Origin of the sequence: Aliiroseovarius sediminis, from assembly GCF_022678485.1 — a bacterium.
GTDB classification, from domain to species: Bacteria; Pseudomonadota; Alphaproteobacteria; order Rhodobacterales; family Rhodobacteraceae; genus Aliiroseovarius; species Aliiroseovarius sediminis.
Genome location: NZ_JALBYP010000038.1, coordinates 148,033 through 163,218, shown reverse-complemented (window position 1 = coordinate 163,218; position 15,186 = coordinate 148,033). Strand labels below are relative to the sequence as shown.

Here is a 15,186-nt window from a genome sequence, read left to right as displayed (position 1 = left end):
CGGCCGGGGCAGCGACTGGTTCAGGGGTGCGGCTGAAGGTTCGCATGGCGCCTGAGACGGGCGCAAACTCGTTCGGTGATCCCGACAAAGCTGCTGGTTGCGCCGTGATTGCCGCCGTGTGTCGTGCCGCGGAACGATAAGCGCACGCGGGCTTGGCCGGATCTGCGAGGCACAGCCGTTGCTGTTCTGTGGCGGACGACAGGCGGTGTGTCATGCTGCCTGCTCCCTTGGCGGGGCGCGCGACATCGGTTTTTGCCCGCGGCGGAAGATCTCGATGATACGCATGGGGCCGCCGCAGCAGGGGCACGGCTCGCGCAGGGTGAGCGGAGCGATCTCGGTCTGTGGTTTCGGCGCGGCGACCTGTTCGGGCTGCTGGACGCAGAGCAAGGCACGGATTTTTGTGATGTTGGCCTTGCGGGCCGAGCTGGCCAGCAGGCCGTAATGCCGGATGCGGTGGAAGCCATCGGGCAGGACATGGATCAGGAACCTTCGGATGAACTCGGGTGTGGCCAGCCGCATGACCCTTTGCCGGTAGCCGGACTTGATGCGGTAATCCTTCCAGCGGAAGGCCACGGTATCGGCATCGGCGCTGATCAGGCGGGCGTTCGAGAGCGCCACGCGGTGGGTGTAGCGGCTCAGATAGGCCAGCACCGCCTCGGGTCCGCCGAAGGGTGGCTTGGCATAGACCACCCAGTCGGTTTTGCGGAACGGGGCGAGCCAGGCTGTGAAGGCGTTCGCGTCGACCAACTCGGCCAGATCGCCGAAGAAGGTCAGCTGATCGGCCCGGTGCAGATCCCTCAGCCCCTCCAGAAACAGGCGACGAAACAGCCGCGACAGAACCCGCACATGCAGGAAGAACCCGGGGCGGCAGGGTGAAGACTACGTGGAAGTATTCCACTGGCAGCAGGTCCTTGGCCCGCGCTTCCATCCAGTCGCGCGCCGCCGGTCCCTGGCACTTCGGGCAATGCCGGTTCTTGCAGGAATTGTAGGCGATGTGATGGTGGCCGCATTTGGCACAGCCGGCCACATGCCCGTCGAACGCCTCGGTCCGGCAGGCCTCGATCGCCGACATCACCTTGAGCTGGGACAGGCTGACACGCCCGGCATTGGCCCGCCGCCACGCAGGACCATGGGCACGGAAGATGTCAGCGATCTCCAGCTTCGGCCGGGTCACCCCGGCGCCCGGTCACTCGAGACTTCGCTTCACGGTCTGGTCCTGCAACCTGGCCAGCATCTCGTAGGGACTGACGGTGTCGCGGATCGTCTTGGTGGCCACGTGGGTATATCGCGCGGTGGTCGTCAGCTTGGCGTGGCCGAGCAGCACCTGGATTACCCGCACGTCCGTGTTAGCCTCGAGCAGATGGGTGGCGAAGCTGTGTCGCAAAGTGTGCAGCGTCGCGGCCTTCTTGATGCCCGCCATGTGCTTGGCCGACGTGAAGGCTCGGTTCAACTGCCGCGGCGAGATCGGGTTGATCTTCGGCTTGCCGGGAAACAGCCAGCCCTCCGGCCGTGCCTCGCGCCACCAGGCACGCAGCAAGTCCAGCAATCCGGGTGACAGCATCACCTTGCGGTCCTTCTGGCCCTTGCCCAGCTCGACATGGATCAGCATCCGGTCGCTGTCGATGTCGCCGATCTTGAGGTTGCAAACCTCGGCGGCGCGCAGACCTGCGCCATAGGAAATGCTGAGCGCGGCGCGATACTTCAACCCAGGCCCGGGTGCTGCCATCAGGATGTCGGACACCTCCTCGACGCTGAAGACCACAGGCAGCTTGCGCGGTTCGGTGCGGAATTGCATGTAGCGCTTCATATCTTCACGCCCGCAGGTCATGCCGAAAAAGAACCTCAGCGCCACGATGCGCGTGTTGAAGGTCGAGGGGGTGACCCCGTTGTCCGTCATGTGCAGCTGATAGGCGCGCAGATCCTCCGGCGTCGCCGTGTCGGGTGATCGTCCGAGGAAAACGGCGAAATCCTTGATCGCCCGGATGTGGGACTTCTGCGCCTTGTCGCCCATCCCGCGGATGCGCATGTCTTCGATCATCCGCTGGCGCAGCGGGCTTACTCTCTCCTCTGTCATGGGAACCTCCTGTCTGATGATTGAGAAGGCCCCAATCGTCAGCCAGGTCGGTCAGATCGCATAATGCCGCCGTTATGGGCGGCTCACTCCATCAAAAAAACGCGCCAATGCCGCGGAGCGGCTTCGTCCATGGGCCGGACGCAACGATAGTTCCGTTTAGCCACCGCCCCGCTTCTTCGTCTTCAAGGACAGTGAATATAGCTGTCTGGTCCGCGGAACTTGTTCGATGAGACAGGGCCAGTGCAGCGCACCTTTCCCTGGGCATCGATTACGTCCATCCCGCCCAGTTGGCCATTCGTCTTTACCCAGACCTTCTTTGAGGGCGCACGGTATACGCGTCCAGCTATCTGCAAAGCGGAATTGCAGGAGACGTATTTGCCGATCACGTAGGGATTAGCACATAGCGTAACGCCATCGGCCTGAAGAAAGTATCCCTCGAGCACACCTTCGGCAAAGTCCCGTTTCCCGTCCGTCACTACCGTGTTCAGATAGTCCATTGAGCTCGCGGTGCTTGCGATGAAGCCCGAAATGATAATCCCTGCAAGCGCAGATGTAACTGCCTCTGTTTTTTTCAACATATATTGCTCCTCAAGCTGGTTGAACGGTTTCCGAAGTAACCTCACCGACAAAGGCTAAAGAAGAAAACAACAGAGATCATTCAGACCGCGTATCCACCTAGCCGAATCCGTATTTAGAAACTTAGCAAGCCAATTGGCTATTTGTGCGCCTGAAATGAGTTGTATTCATGGTGTTTCTATCGCCCCTGCTATCAGGTCACAATGCTGCGGGCTGCACCAATGACAGCTTTCGGGACGGGATTGTTCGATATAGATCTCAGTCGAACGGCGACTTTGGGCCGAAGTATCGCCTCTAGAGACCTACTAAATAAGCCACTTCGAGCAAAATCGCTCCAAATATTTCTGGTCAACGAGCGTAGCACCAGAGGTCATGCAGCCTGCCTGCTTTAGGACGCGTTGACCAGCTTTCCAATGCATGCCCAGAAATGTGCTTACCGAGTTGATTGTCGCCTTCTTCTTTCGGATAATCGCACGCGCCAGATCAGCTTGTGTGGCGGTTTTCATAGGTCTTCCAGGTGTGCGGTGAACGCCTATTGCTCGGAGCTTCCGGGAAAGCACAGAAGGGTCCATCGCATTTTCGCCGGCCACTGTGCGATATGTTTTTCCTCTAGAAACTTCTTCAGCGAGAGTGGTGAGGTAGTCGAAGCCCATCGCATCCAAGAGGTTGCGTGCCTTTTGAGGGGTGATACCCAAAACTGCACTGAAAATCCTGTGGTTGGAAGATTGGCTGAACGCGGCCTTGATATCTTTCACGGAATACAATCTGAGGTCACCACCAGATGACCTTAGTACGATGCATTCGGCACCGTCGAAACGAATCTTTTCGATGTGTTTGGTCAATTCGACACCCCCAAACAGAGTATCCAAATAACGCCCTGGTGGCCATCAACTGTGTGCAACTCGATTGCATCAGCTAGTTCTCGGTGTTGCTGGATATTTGTTGTTCAAGAGATCAAGTGTTTTTACCGAAAATAGATTGTTCTGAAAATTGACTCCTCGTCAGCGCCGTGTAGCTCTGAAGCTAAACCGAGGAGTACTTCGCTTGGCGCAGGCATTGATCGTCGATTTGGCGAAACACGAACGGGTCAAATACGAGCTGCGTGTCGCCGGCACATCGCTGGCCGATATCAGTCGTGAGCTGGGTGTCTATCAAAGCAGCGTATCGGCGGTTTCCCAAGGACACCGGCGTTCACATGCGATTCAATCCGCTATTGCGGATGCTCTCGGAACACGGCCCGAACTCCTCTGGCCAGAGCGTTACAGTAAAGGAGGATCAGACGATGGTGTAAGCTAGAAACGAACCCGGAAAAAGGAAAAGGCCTCGCATGCTGGACACAAGCGAGACCTTTGCAAAGTATCGATATAGGAACCGATACCCCTTCTTCCCCCGACATAAGCACAAAGTCAACTGACTCGTTGCCGTTTTCGGCATCGAAACCAATCGGCTTTGCCTGTTGCAACCCGAGAAAGAAGGTGGAGCTAGCGTGCGCCAGGATGGCGCACGCACTCCGAGACAGTATGAAAGACGATACCAATCACCCTGAGGATCTGCACCCTCCGCTCCCCAGCCGCGCAACGCGAGGCATTCCAAAGCGATCAAAGGCAAGCTCACGTATTCGTATTGTTGCCTGTTTGCCCAGTCACGACAGACCAAGGATAACTCAGTTTGAAAGCAAACTGGAGCAGCGCGTTTGGTTCCTCATATCGGTGAGAAAAGCCGTTTGGGACATACGTGAACAGCCTGAGGCGTTCAAATACATCGGCCGAGATGGGCGATGTAGTTACCATTTCTTCGACTTCCTTGTGACCCTAAGGTGTGGCCGGGTTCTTGCGGTCGCTGTTAAACCAATGGCGGAGGTGAAGAAGAAGAATTTTTTGCTCGAGCTTGAAGATATCAGAGCATCAATGAACAGCGACTTCGCCGATGAGGTGATCCTGATAACAGATCAGGATTTCACAAAGGCTGAAGCGTTGAATGCAGAGCGCTGCAATGCCTTTGTACGTACCCGCAACGAAAACCTACAGCAGAAGTTGAAAGCCCTCATTCACGTGGTCGCCTTTCCTCTAAGTGTGGGCGAACTGCAAAACCGTCTTGGTGCTGGCGCTGAGGGCTACAGGGCCATCTTTCTGGCGATTTTCGACGGGCTTCTGAGCGCCGACAAGACCAAGGAGATCGACCTCTTTACGATGGTAGAATTGGAGGAGCGCCATGACTAGCCGTATGCGCGTAACCTCAAACGACAGGTTAACAATCAGCGCCCAAACCTATCGATTACAGCACGAGACCGAAACAGGGTACGCATTTGAGTGTTCTGAGGGGGACGGTCCACAGATTCACCTCAGTTACCATGAATTTGAAGCCTTGCTTTCGCAATCAGACGTCGTGTTTGAACCTGGTTTCTTCCTTATCGGCCAAATTGATGCACGGCTAAATGCCGACCTGGAAAGCCTCCACTCCAGGCGACCGGAAGTTTGCGAACGAGTTGTCTGGCGATATGCTTGGGTTTCGGTGGCCGTGCATTTCGCGACTAAGCACGGTATGAAAAAAACGGATCATTCCATTAAAGAGTTCATGCCGCAAATGGAGGCGCACGTGAATGAGCTCGCGCGTGCTTCGCAACGGAAATGGAGAGCGCCCCGCGCAGGTCGCAAGAGCCAGTTTCGCGACCCACCGTGTTCGAAAACCTTGCGGACATGGATCAAAAGATACGAGCGAGGTGACTGTTCGTATTTGGCGCTGGTGCCGCGTACACACCGCTCAGGCAACAAGAATGATCGGTTCTGTTTGGTCTCGACACGACTGCTTGGTGATTGCGTATCGGCCTATCTGGCGCGGAAACGGCTATCCAAGAAGCAGGTCGCAGATCTCTGCAAACTGCGCTTTACAAAACTGAATGCAGACCGTGAGGCCGAAGGCAAGCCTGCCCTGCGTGTTCCGTCCCGACGCGCGGTAGAACGCGCGATCGCGCGACTGGATCCATATTTCACTTTCGTGCAGAGGTACAGTGTGGAGGCCGCCAATCGTAAATTCGCGCTTTATGAAACCGGCATTTCGGCCAGCTATCCGATGGAGCGGATCGAGATAGATGAATGGATGGTCGACCTGATTTCTATTTTGGCGGCACGCGGTGCCCTGGACAACCTCTCAGATGAAGAACTTGCACAGTTGGACCGCGGCCGTCGCTGGTTGTATTTGGCAATTGATTGCGCCACGCGATGTGTTGTCGGGATGCGGTTGGCGGCTACGCCAAACAGCGAAGACGCTTACGCATTGCTCAGCGATGTCACCCGCGACAAAACTGAGCTGGCAATCGCAGCGGGATGCCAATCGACCTGGCATCACTTTGGAGGATTGGGGACGGTTTGCACGGATAACGGTGCAGCTTTCGTCGATGATCTGTTTCGCATGTCGATCCTTGAGGCGCATGGGCACCCCGACACACCACCTGGTGGTTTGCCACATTTGCGGGGGCGAGTTGAGCGCATTTTCGGAACGTTCGGGACGACTTTGATGCCGCATCTGGCGGGTCGTACGTTTTCCAACACTCAGGATCGAGGTGACTACCCTTCCGAAAAGCTCGCGACGTTGACCGACGACACTTTGATGCAAATCCTGACGCTCTATGTTGTCGATGTTTATCACAACACGCCTCACAGAGGGCTGCATGGAGAGACGCCGAACAATTGCTGGGCGCGGTTAAGCAAAGAAAAAGGAAGCGTTCCAAAGCTCGCTGAGACCACACGCAGGCGCGCCTTTGGTCAAAGGGAGCGTCGCGTCGTCTCGGGTCGTGGCGTCGAATTATTTGGCATCGATTATGCCTGTCCAGCCCTGCAAGATTTCTTTCTCCATTCTCACGATCGAGAAGTCGAGATTCGCTTTAGCCTGGAGGATCTAGGCTGGATCTTGGTGCATATCGACGGGAACTGGCACCCGGCCCACGCGCTTCAGAAATGCTTCGAGGGGGTATCCTATGACGATTGGCAAGACGCCGCGCGGGAACTGCGCTTGAAGTACAAGGCTGACGCGCAACTTCATGAACATGTTGTCGCTGCAGCAATTGTAAAGATCATCGAGATTAACTCGAGAGAGCAACGGCGCCTCGATACAGTTTTGAAAGCCCAGACGCCGGCTGGGCTAAGGCGTGCCCATGATGACTTGTTTGTTGGTCTGACCATCATTCCCGATCAAAGCGAGGTTTTTGACCTTCCGCCCGAGCCAGATCTCTTTGGGCACATAATCCCAGAGGTTGCGGTGGAGAAATCTCAGGAGATTAGACCCACAGGTGACACTGCTGAAGGCAACCACAACCGCAGCGGCAGAAGCGGTGATTGGAGCTTTCACGATGACGAATGACATCCATCTCCATATGGCCAAGCTGCGCGCCAAGTTCATCCGTCATCGCGCCTATCACGAGCTGAGCGAACAATTCGACATTCAGCTCAACAGACGTCGCGCTGCGCTAGAGGCCGGAACTGCGTTCAAGGCCGAGGCAATTGCTTTGACCGGTGCATCCGGCAGTGGCAAGACCACGGCTGTCGATCACGCCATCAACAAGCGTGACGATCTCATCCTGCCTTCACATGGGCAGGATGTCTGCGAGATTGTCCCGTTGCTGGTTCCGACTCCGGCGACATTGAAAACCGTTGGGGCCACCTTGTCCGAAGCACTTGGCTATGAACTGGTCCGTGACAAGTCGGCTGCTCTGATCTGGCAACATGCACGCAAGCTCCTGATGGCACGCAGGACGTTATTTGTTCATTTCGATGAGGCACAAGACATTTACCTTTCGAGGGGGGACCGTGGCCGCAACGAAGTGGTGAATACGCTCAAATCCATCATGAACAACAAGGATTGGCCCGTTGGGCTGATCCTCTCCGGCACGCCCGACCTGCTCCATATGATCAATGCCGACCGGCAGCTACAGCGTCGTGTTCGGGTGGTTCAATTGAGCGCGGTTTCATTTGTGTCCCACGGACTTGATGTATGCGATTTCTTACATGGTTATGCCAAGGAAAGCGCCTTGCCGGTTGTGCCTAGTTTGCAAGAGGATGATTTCCTCAAGCGTTTGATCCATTCAGCGGCAAATGAATTCGGCCTGATCGTGGACATGATCCTTTGCGGTATCGAGGAATGCCTGGTCACTGGCGGACGCGAATTGGCGACCAATCACTTCGCCGAAGCCTTTAGGAAAAAGACAGCGTGCTTGCCCGCGTTCAACCCCTTTATCGCTCAGGATTTCCTGCGGATCGATGTGACCCGTGTGCGCGATTTGGGGGAGAGCGAATGACCAGGCTTGCTCTTACGCTTCCGCTCCATAGAAACGAAACGCCACCTTCGTTTATCTCCCGTCTGTCACGGCGCAATCTGACAATACCGCGGGAGTTTTGCTCAGATCTGGGAATGCGCTGGCCTCATGTCTGCTCGTCTCACGCTGATCAGCTGGAAAGACTTGCGAAAGTTTCCGGTGCTGACCTTAGGAAACTGAAGGCTTCTGGCGCGATCCTGATTGCGCAAAGCCGATATCAACTTGGGATGTCCCAAGCGACGACAGGTACGTTTCGACGGGCCATTACACGGATCTGCCCCCAGTGCATCATCGAAGCGATGGAGCGCAATGGGCGGTTCGGCGCGTTTCAGAGATTGGAATGGCTCGTGCTTTGCTTAGGCGTTTGCAGGAAACATCATGTGCCGTTATTGCTGCTTCCCAACGCCAACTACACGCATGTGACATACGATGTGGTTGGGCAGGTTGAGAAATTCAAGAACCGCGTATTGGAGGCTGCAGACAGGACACTGACATTTGCGCCGACACGGTTCGAGGAATACCTCTGCGCAAGGATTCTCGACGGCTCACGAGGGGACTGGCTCGATCCGTTGGATTTGACTGATCTTCATCGTGGGGCGCTGACCCTCGGGATGACATTGAATGGTGACGCTTCAAGGCTGGTCTCAAGTCTTGACTGGCGAGAAGGCCGTGACGCGATGGCCTCAGGCTTCGAGTTGCTGGCGCAAGGTCCCGACGCCCTTGTCAACACGCTGGAAACGCTGCGAGTGAACTACAGAACTGAGCGGCCTTACTTTTCCAAGGATCTCGGGCTGTTTTATTCTTGGCTCAAAGCTGGGAAAAACAATCCGAACCTAAATACGATCAGACAACATGTGGAGAGCTTTGTTCTCGAAAAATATCCACTTCAAGTGGGCAAATCTGTCCTTGGGTCGCAAATGATCCAGCCCAAATACCTGACACTTAACAGGGTACGCAAAGAATATGGCCTTGGACATGTCCGGGTGCGTGGCATCCTTGCTCATTTGAAGGGGATTGACGTAACCGAACTGCATAGGGCAAAGGATATTTCGCATGTGGATCTTGAGCGTGTGGTTGCCTACTGGGATACTTTACAGGATCTGAAATCTGCAGCCGCGCAACTCAATGTTCAGCCTGCTCAGGTCAAATCTCTGATAGAACGAGGGGTGCTTGAAGCACGTTCATTCGGCACAAGCCTGCGCTACATCAAATCCGCGTCGGTACAGCGCTTGCTTCGGAAACTGGCCAGCTTGTCTGACGGTCGACCCACGCGACATAATCTACCCCTCAAGATATACTGTCGGGCCGAGAAAGTGCCCTTGGCCCAGGTCATTTCGGACTGGAGCGCCGGACGGCTTTGTCAGGTGTCTCGCGACAAATCACTGTCCGGCCTTCAAGGCATTCTTGTTGAGCGCGGAGAGGTATTCCAGCCGAGCCATATCTGTCTGTCGGGTGATCTCACATTAACAGAGGCAGCAAGCTATCTGCGTATCAGTGTCATCTCGATCCGCAAGTTACGTGATGGTGGCCTCCTGGAGCAGTGCATTCAGGTCAACCCGGACACAAATTTTCGGAAAAACTATGTCACCAAAACCAGTATCATGGAATTCGAAGAGCGTTATCAAACATTGGGGCAAATCGCACACGCAAATGGGCAAGCTCCAATCCATGTTGCCCGTGCGCTCGACAATCTGCAGGTCGAACCAATTGAGTGCCGTGCCGGCTACGTCCGGGTTTATCCGATCGGCACGACGGAACTGGTTGCAAACAGCAAGCGGAGGGAAGCACGATGACCAAAGACCTGACAGACATGGAGCTCGCCGATGATCTGGATGCACAATTGAAACTGATTACCGAAGCCTATGCGCGCGATGGCGACGCTTATGAAGTGGATCTTGTGCTCTCGCATGTGAGTTGGGTGCGCCGGATGAAACGCAAAGGATGGTTCGAGCTGTTTGCAGCACTTGATGACGATGATGAGGACGCAGATGAGCCCGACTAATTCAGTTTGGGGCACCCCCAGCACCCGAACGGCCAGAAGTTGACGGAGAAACACGATCATGCCTGATGACATAGAAAATGAGATTTCCAGAATGGTGCAGAAGCTCATGGCGGTGACCGGCGCTGGAAGTAAGGGGGAAGCGATCCTGGATGCGGTCCGATTTCAGCTCAGGTGCCTTGAAAATCCCTGGCCATTACTGGAACGCTTGAAACTCATTCTGGAGCGCGCCGAGGCGCTTGGGCTAGGTGATCCGGATTTCGACATGAAGGCCTATCTGTACGAAATGTGGGGAGAGGTATAGGCTGGATCACGGTGCAGATTGGGTCGACCGATTCAACCTGAGGGCGGTTAACATAACACCCGTTCAGCGACGTTCGCGGTTTGTTATGACGCCGCCAAACATCCAATGGTTGCAAGACGAGCCATTCAGGGCCCCTGTCGTCGATAGCCGCAATGCGGGACAATCCGGACTTTTGCGCTTGTGGCTGATGCTTACGCGGCACCCCTTCGCATCTGCGGCACTTCGCTTTTGGCGGTGCAGCAGATTTCGCCAAGCCGGTGATTGAAACCCACGTTGTCGGGTGATTTTCAAACTGCCCCTTCGCTGCGTTCGGTTTCAGCAATCGAGACGCGGAACAGAACGGCCCTTGATCTCGGTGTGGCCACTGACCGCATTGCATTAATAGCCCCGATCACCAAACTGGATCAACTTGGCGTGCCGATGGTGTTGGCCGCGCACATCGCCTCCCGCTTGAATTCCTCGATCCTGCACGTGTGCTGACCCCCGATGACTTGATGGCCAAAGGTGTCGGAGTAATCACGTCAGACAGACCCGTTGTGATCGTTGATGACGACCGTTTTTATATGGCGAGCGTTCTGGCGGAATTTCTGGCGAATGCGGGACTGGAGGTTACCTTTGTGACCCCGACTGCGGTTGTGTCTCCCTGGTCCGAAAACACGTTGGAACAGGACCGTATCCAGCGTCGTCTTGTCGAAAAGAACGTTGCTATCATGCCATTAAACAAGCTGGCAGATATGTCGGACGAGACACTAACGCTCGCCTGCACTTACACAGGGGCCACGCATGAAATCGCATGCGGAAAACTTGTCATGGTTACATCGCGGACACCAAATGATGCCCTTTGGCATGGCCTTGAGGCTGTGAAGGACCGGTGGGCTGATGCGGGCCGTTTGCCATCTTGATGCAAGTCATAGCGCCCATGCATGAGCCTGTTAACCTGCTTTGGCAGTGTAATTATTGTAGGTCGATATGGCACAAATGCTGGCAGATGCAGATCATGCCTTAGTTTTGGCGGCAGCAAAGCGTCTGATCGCCGGGTCTAACACCGACCGCGAGAAGCTTGAGCGGATTTTTCTGTTCGTGCGCGACGACATTGTTTTTGGTTTTCCTGTTGAGGGCGATCTTGTTCCTGCATCTAAAACCCTCCGAACCAAACTTGGCCAGTGCAACACCAAAGCGACGCTGTTTCTGGCACTCTGTCGGGCAAGTGGGGTTCCGGCGCGCATCCATTTCTCGCTTATCGGCAAAGAGATTCAGCGAGGGTTCTTTACCGGGATCGCCTATTGGCTGATGCCTAAAAGCATTTCCCATTCGTGGATCGAGGTGGAAATCGAAAGGGAATGGCGGCGCATCGACAGCTTTATCAATGACCTGCCGTTGCACAATGCCGCCGAACGCGAGCTGGCGCGGCGCGGTTGGACAGTCGGATATTCACTCGCGCTGGCAGATGGTCGCGCCAATGCGGATCTGAGCGTCGATGAGGAAGCGTTTGAACAAATGGCCGCGGTCACCGACGATCATGGGACTTGGGACGACCCTGCCGACTACTATGCCAGCGCGATGTATAAAAACAGGCCCGGACCGTTGAAATTGTTGGCATACCGATTGTTAATTGGCCGTGTGAACCGCCGGGTCGAGCAGGTTCGCGCAGGCTTTACCGCAGAAAAGTAACGCCTTCTGTTGCGGCTTAAAGCCCTACAGATTCAATACTTTAGAGCCAATCCGTCGCTGTCCATGGGCGCGCGACGTGATCTGGAACTACGTCATATGGGATTCGTCATGCGCCCCCTATCTGGGTCTGTCGCAACTCACTGCCGTCGCGGTAGATGAATATGGCCGTCAAAGCGTGTTTGAGGGCCAACGCCGTGCCTTTTTCCTGTCCTGCGACCATCAAGGCCGTCGCCCAGGCATCCGCTTCCATGCAGGTGTCGGCCAGAACCGTGACCGATGCTGGCGCGTCTGTCAAAGGGCCGCCGCGCGTCGGGTTCATGATGTGGGACAGGCGCTGATCACCGACCTTGACCCAGTGGCGATAGTCGCCGGATGTGGCCACAGCGCCGTCGTTTAGTTCGATGATCGACAGCGGAGCGCGTGCGTCGTAATCGGGGCGTTCCACAGCAACGGTCAAAGGGCGTCCGTCTGGCCGCGCACCGCAAGCCCGCATTTCACCGTCAAGCCCCACAAGGCAATCCGCGATCCCGAAACCGCGCAGCACCGCCATCATTTGGTCAACTGCGTAACCTTTGGCGATGCCCGACAGATCCAGCGCAAGCGGGGCCAGTTTGCGGATTTTCAGCGCGTCGGGATCATGCTCAAGACTTTCATATGCAGGGGGTCGCGCCTTACCTAACGCGGCACGTATCGCCTGCGGGTCAGCCTCTTGCGGCCCGAAGCCCCAAGCGGTGACGACATCGCCCATGCCGATATCGAATGCACCATTTGAAAGCCGCCCGACCTCAAGCCCTTTTGCCAGAACCGCCATCAGTTCGGGGCGCGCGGACACCCAAGTTCCGACCGGTGCCCAGTTGACGCGCATCAGATCACTGTCGGGCATCCATGTGGACATCTGGCAATCCACTATATTCACAGCGTCGGCCAGCGCGGCATTGATGGGTGCGGGATCGGTCCCAATGGGTGCATGGAACAGCGCCGACCAGCGGGTGCCCATCGTCGGACCGTTCAGCGCGTGACGCACAAGGTCAGTAGGTATCTTCGACATATCGTCCCTCGGCTTTCAACAGGGCGGAGGTCAACCCGGCGGCGATCAGAATATCGGCCAATGCATCGGCCACCCCTGCGGCCATGTCGCGCCCACCGCAGACGAGCACTTGCGCACCGTCACTGATCAGCTTGGCAATGTGATCCGCATCATTGCGCAGGGCATCCTGCACATAAGCGCGGGCGTTGGTGCGTGAAAACGCCGTGGTGGCTGCGGTAAGGTTGCCGTCTTTTTGCCAGCCCTGCATCTCGGCTTCATAAAACAGATCACAATCCGGGTGCCGTGCCCCAAAATAAAGATGCATCGGGCGTCGCGAATGGTTGGCCCGCGCGAAACCAGCCAGGGGCCCAATTCCAGTACCCGCGCCGATCAGAATGACCGGTTTGCGCCCTCGAACCGGTCGAAAGTCGGGATTGTGGCGAATAAAGCCCTGCACGCTGTCGCCGACCTCTAGATCAAGAAGCTGACCCGAGCACAGACCGCTGGGATGGCGACTAACGCAAATCTCGACAAAACCATCGCCGCGCCCTGAGGCCAGAGAATAAAACCGCGGCACATGCGAGCCTTCGGGAATGATCCCCAGCAGATCCCCGGCCGAGAATCGCCCCAAACCGCGCGCCTTCAGCCGTGCCCAGAACCCGACCGTGGGAATGGCAAAGCGCAGGATCGCGGCAGGGGTCTGCATTTCGGCACCATAGTCGCGGCGCGAAATCAGGGGCAACGCATGACTGCGCGGGATCGCCGGGCTGTGCGACAGATCCAGCGACTGGCCAAGGGCGCGGCCCAGATCGCGCCCCCAACGGGCGAATTCCTGCGGCGACTGACGGTCGACCGTTCCCATTGGTAACAGCTGCGCCCAGCCTTTTTCCTTTGCGACACGCGCCACATCGGCGGCATAGGCGCAGAAATCGGGAAACTTCCGGTCGCCGAAGCCCAGCACAGCCAGCGGCATGACCGGTGTCTTTTGCAAACCCGACAGCCGATCAAGGAAACCCTTTGCTAATGCCGGGGCCGTGCCCTCGCCATAGGTGGCGGCAAGCACGATGATGCGTTCGGCTTGTTTGTAACGATCCGGCGAAAACTGCGACATCGGGGCGGCGTGAACTTTGTGCCCTGCCAGCGTCAGCGCCTCGTGCAGCGTGGCGGCAAAACCCCATGTGCTGCCACCTTCGCTGCCGACCAGAAGAACCGTGTCCGCCTGTCCGACCGCGATATTGCCCTTGATCCGAGGCCGCGCACGTCGCGCTTGCACCCACAAGATCACACCCGTCACAGCCATAAACGGCGCGCCAAGTGCCATCAGCCCAAGAATAAGCCCCAACCACGCCATGCCTTGCCCGGTGTGTAACATATAAATGGTTTCCGTCACCCGTTGCCATCCGCCCGCATCGGTCCAGACCAACATCGCCCCGGTGCCTTGATCAAGATACCCTTCACCGGCGGTGGTCTTTAGCTTGAAAGCATCCGTTGCGTCGCCCGGATAGGGAAAGGTCAGCTCGCGCAGAGCCTCCACTGGCGTCTCTCGCAGCGCATCCATGGTGGTAGGCGCGGCCCCTGTCTGGCCGCTGACTTCGCGCGGGAACGCCGCAGCGTTGCCTTGCGGTATCAGATCGAAGGTGCTGGCGGTCATGAACAACGCCGTGAGGGACGACAGCAGCAAGCCAGCAACGCTGACCCGCGCCACTTCCACATGCAAGCGCCCCATAAGCGGGCCGCGCAGACGCGAAAAGAAGCGCCGCCAGCCGCCAACCCGCCGCGCAGTCAGCATCAGACCTGAAATCGACAGCACCAAAAGCGCCGCCGCGCCTGCCGCTGCGGTCAACCGCCCTGCATCGTCCAGAAACAACGAACGATGCAGGTTTGTCATCCAACGCTGAAATGCAGACGGTTCATAATCGGCGACGCCCACGCCACTGGCGGGGTCAATGATCACCGAACCGGGCTGCCCGCCGTCAAAATAAAACGCCGTGATCCGCCCCGAAGGCGCGCGGCGGATTTGTTCGACACCGGGGTAAGCGGTGGCGACACGATCCGCCAGTGTGGCGACGGTCAAGTTTGGGTCGGACTGTGCGGGGGCCTGCACGGCTTCCAACGCTGGAAGAACGCTCAGCACGGCGCCGCTGAGCGTCATGAAGATAATCAGCAAGGCCGCAATCAGGCCGGGGAATTTGTGCAGAGCGCGCAGCATGGCAAGGTTCCTTCGCGG

At 56.9% G+C, this 15,186-nt stretch carries 15 protein-coding genes and 1 pseudogene; 10 read left to right on the top strand and 6 right to left on the bottom strand.

All coding sequences use genetic code 11. The annotated features are described in order from the left end of the window. Positions 1-210: 210 nt before the first annotated feature. The 4 genes and pseudogenes from MN186_RS14905 to MN186_RS14890 all read right to left on the bottom strand — a co-directional run bounded on the left by MN186_RS14905 (position 211) and on the right by MN186_RS14890 (position 3,492). Positions 211-1,174: pseudogene (locus MN186_RS14905) on the bottom strand (IS91 family transposase). A 12-nt stretch (positions 1,175-1,186) separates the two neighbouring features. Continuing rightward, entirely contained in the window at positions 1,187-2,074 is an 888-nt protein-coding gene (locus tag MN186_RS14900; RefSeq protein WP_242115160.1) for a tyrosine-type recombinase/integrase, read from the bottom strand. 182 nt (positions 2,075-2,256) lie between these two features. After that, complete coding sequence (locus MN186_RS14895) at positions 2,257-2,652, bottom strand: hypothetical protein (RefSeq protein WP_242115159.1); 396 nt, start codon at positions 2,650-2,652, stop codon at positions 2,257-2,259. A gap of 303 nt (positions 2,653-2,955) precedes the next feature. After that, positions 2,956-3,492, bottom strand: coding sequence for a hypothetical protein (locus tag MN186_RS14890; RefSeq protein ID WP_242115158.1), 537 nt, complete (start codon positions 3,490-3,492; stop codon positions 2,956-2,958). A gap of 202 nt (positions 3,493-3,694) precedes the next feature. Between MN186_RS14890 and MN186_RS14885 the strand changes: the two genes are divergently transcribed. From MN186_RS14885 to MN186_RS14840, 10 genes are all read left to right on the top strand, one after another. Then, entirely contained in the window at positions 3,695-3,946 is a 252-nt protein-coding gene (locus MN186_RS14885; RefSeq protein ID WP_242115157.1) for a helix-turn-helix domain-containing protein, read from the top strand. Between the two features lie 224 nt (positions 3,947-4,170). Beyond that, positions 4,171-4,869 carry a TnsA endonuclease N-terminal domain-containing protein gene (locus tag MN186_RS14880; protein ID WP_242115156.1) on the top strand — a complete coding sequence of 233 codons (699 nt, stop codon included), beginning with the start codon at positions 4,171-4,173 and terminating at the stop codon, positions 4,867-4,869. Continuing rightward, positions 4,862-7,006, top strand: coding sequence for a Mu transposase C-terminal domain-containing protein (locus MN186_RS14875; protein WP_242115155.1), 2,145 nt, complete (start codon positions 4,862-4,864; stop codon positions 7,004-7,006). Before MN186_RS14880 ends, MN186_RS14875 begins: the two co-directional genes overlap by 8 nt. Next, a complete protein-coding gene (locus MN186_RS14870; RefSeq protein ID WP_242115154.1) occupies positions 6,996-7,940 on the top strand; it encodes an ATP-binding protein in 945 nt (314 codons plus the stop codon). Before MN186_RS14875 ends, MN186_RS14870 begins: the two co-directional genes overlap by 11 nt. Then, positions 7,937-9,751, top strand: coding sequence for a TniQ family protein (locus MN186_RS14865; RefSeq protein WP_242115153.1), 1,815 nt, complete (start codon positions 7,937-7,939; stop codon positions 9,749-9,751). Before MN186_RS14870 ends, MN186_RS14865 begins: the two co-directional genes overlap by 4 nt. Further along, positions 9,748-9,960, top strand: a complete 213-nt coding sequence (locus tag MN186_RS14860) for a hypothetical protein (RefSeq protein WP_242115152.1) — start codon at positions 9,748-9,750, stop codon at positions 9,958-9,960. The genes MN186_RS14865 and MN186_RS14860 overlap by 4 nt, the downstream gene beginning before the upstream one ends. A gap of 58 nt (positions 9,961-10,018) precedes the next feature. After that, positions 10,019-10,261 (top strand): type II toxin-antitoxin system VapB family antitoxin, encoded by a 243-nt coding sequence (locus MN186_RS14855; RefSeq protein ID WP_242115151.1) that lies wholly within the window; start codon positions 10,019-10,021, stop codon positions 10,259-10,261. A 261-nt stretch (positions 10,262-10,522) separates the two neighbouring features. Then, entirely contained in the window at positions 10,523-10,741 is a 219-nt protein-coding gene (locus tag MN186_RS14850) for a hypothetical protein (protein ID WP_242115150.1), read from the top strand. Then, positions 10,735-11,163 carry a hypothetical protein gene (locus tag MN186_RS14845; protein WP_420838941.1) on the top strand — a complete coding sequence of 143 codons (429 nt, stop codon included), beginning with the start codon at positions 10,735-10,737 and terminating at the stop codon, positions 11,161-11,163. Before MN186_RS14850 ends, MN186_RS14845 begins: the two co-directional genes overlap by 7 nt. A gap of 67 nt (positions 11,164-11,230) precedes the next feature. After that, positions 11,231-11,932 (top strand): transglutaminase-like domain-containing protein, encoded by a 702-nt coding sequence (locus tag MN186_RS14840; protein WP_242115148.1) that lies wholly within the window; start codon positions 11,231-11,233, stop codon positions 11,930-11,932. 106 nt (positions 11,933-12,038) lie between these two features. Here MN186_RS14840 and MN186_RS14835 read toward each other — a convergent pair whose 3' ends face one another. Both MN186_RS14835 and MN186_RS14830 read right to left on the bottom strand, forming a co-directional pair. Beyond that, positions 12,039-12,980: an FAD:protein FMN transferase gene (locus MN186_RS14835; RefSeq protein ID WP_242115147.1), complete on the bottom strand. Its 942-nt coding sequence runs from the start codon at positions 12,978-12,980 to the stop codon at positions 12,039-12,041. After that, positions 12,961-15,168 carry a PepSY domain-containing protein gene (locus tag MN186_RS14830; RefSeq protein ID WP_242115146.1) on the bottom strand — a complete coding sequence of 736 codons (2,208 nt, stop codon included), beginning with the start codon at positions 15,166-15,168 and terminating at the stop codon, positions 12,961-12,963. Before MN186_RS14830 ends, MN186_RS14835 begins: the two co-directional genes overlap by 20 nt. Between the last annotated feature and the right edge of the window lie 18 nt (positions 15,169-15,186).

Coding starts and splice junctions, on each gene's coding strand:
- MN186_RS14900 (WP_242115160.1), bottom strand. CDS start 2,074: ATGACAGAGGAGAGAGTAAGCCCGCTGCGCCAGCGGATGATCGAAGAC.
- MN186_RS14895 (WP_242115159.1), bottom strand. CDS start 2,652: ATGTTGAAAAAAACAGAGGCAGTTACATCTGCGCTTGCAGGGATTATC.
- MN186_RS14880 (WP_242115156.1), top strand. CDS start 4,171: ATGAAAGACGATACCAATCACCCTGAGGATCTGCACCCTCCGCTCCCC.
- MN186_RS14875 (WP_242115155.1), top strand. CDS start 4,862: ATGACTAGCCGTATGCGCGTAACCTCAAACGACAGGTTAACAATCAGC.
- MN186_RS14870 (WP_242115154.1), top strand. CDS start 6,996: ATGACGAATGACATCCATCTCCATATGGCCAAGCTGCGCGCCAAGTTC.
- MN186_RS14865 (WP_242115153.1), top strand. CDS start 7,937: ATGACCAGGCTTGCTCTTACGCTTCCGCTCCATAGAAACGAAACGCCA.
- MN186_RS14860 (WP_242115152.1), top strand. CDS start 9,748: ATGACCAAAGACCTGACAGACATGGAGCTCGCCGATGATCTGGATGCA.
- MN186_RS14855 (WP_242115151.1), top strand. CDS start 10,019: ATGCCTGATGACATAGAAAATGAGATTTCCAGAATGGTGCAGAAGCTC.
- MN186_RS14840 (WP_242115148.1), top strand. CDS start 11,231: ATGGCACAAATGCTGGCAGATGCAGATCATGCCTTAGTTTTGGCGGCA.
- MN186_RS14835 (WP_242115147.1), bottom strand. CDS start 12,980: ATGTCGAAGATACCTACTGACCTTGTGCGTCACGCGCTGAACGGTCCG.
- MN186_RS14830 (WP_242115146.1), bottom strand. CDS start 15,168: ATGCTGCGCGCTCTGCACAAATTCCCCGGCCTGATTGCGGCCTTGCTG.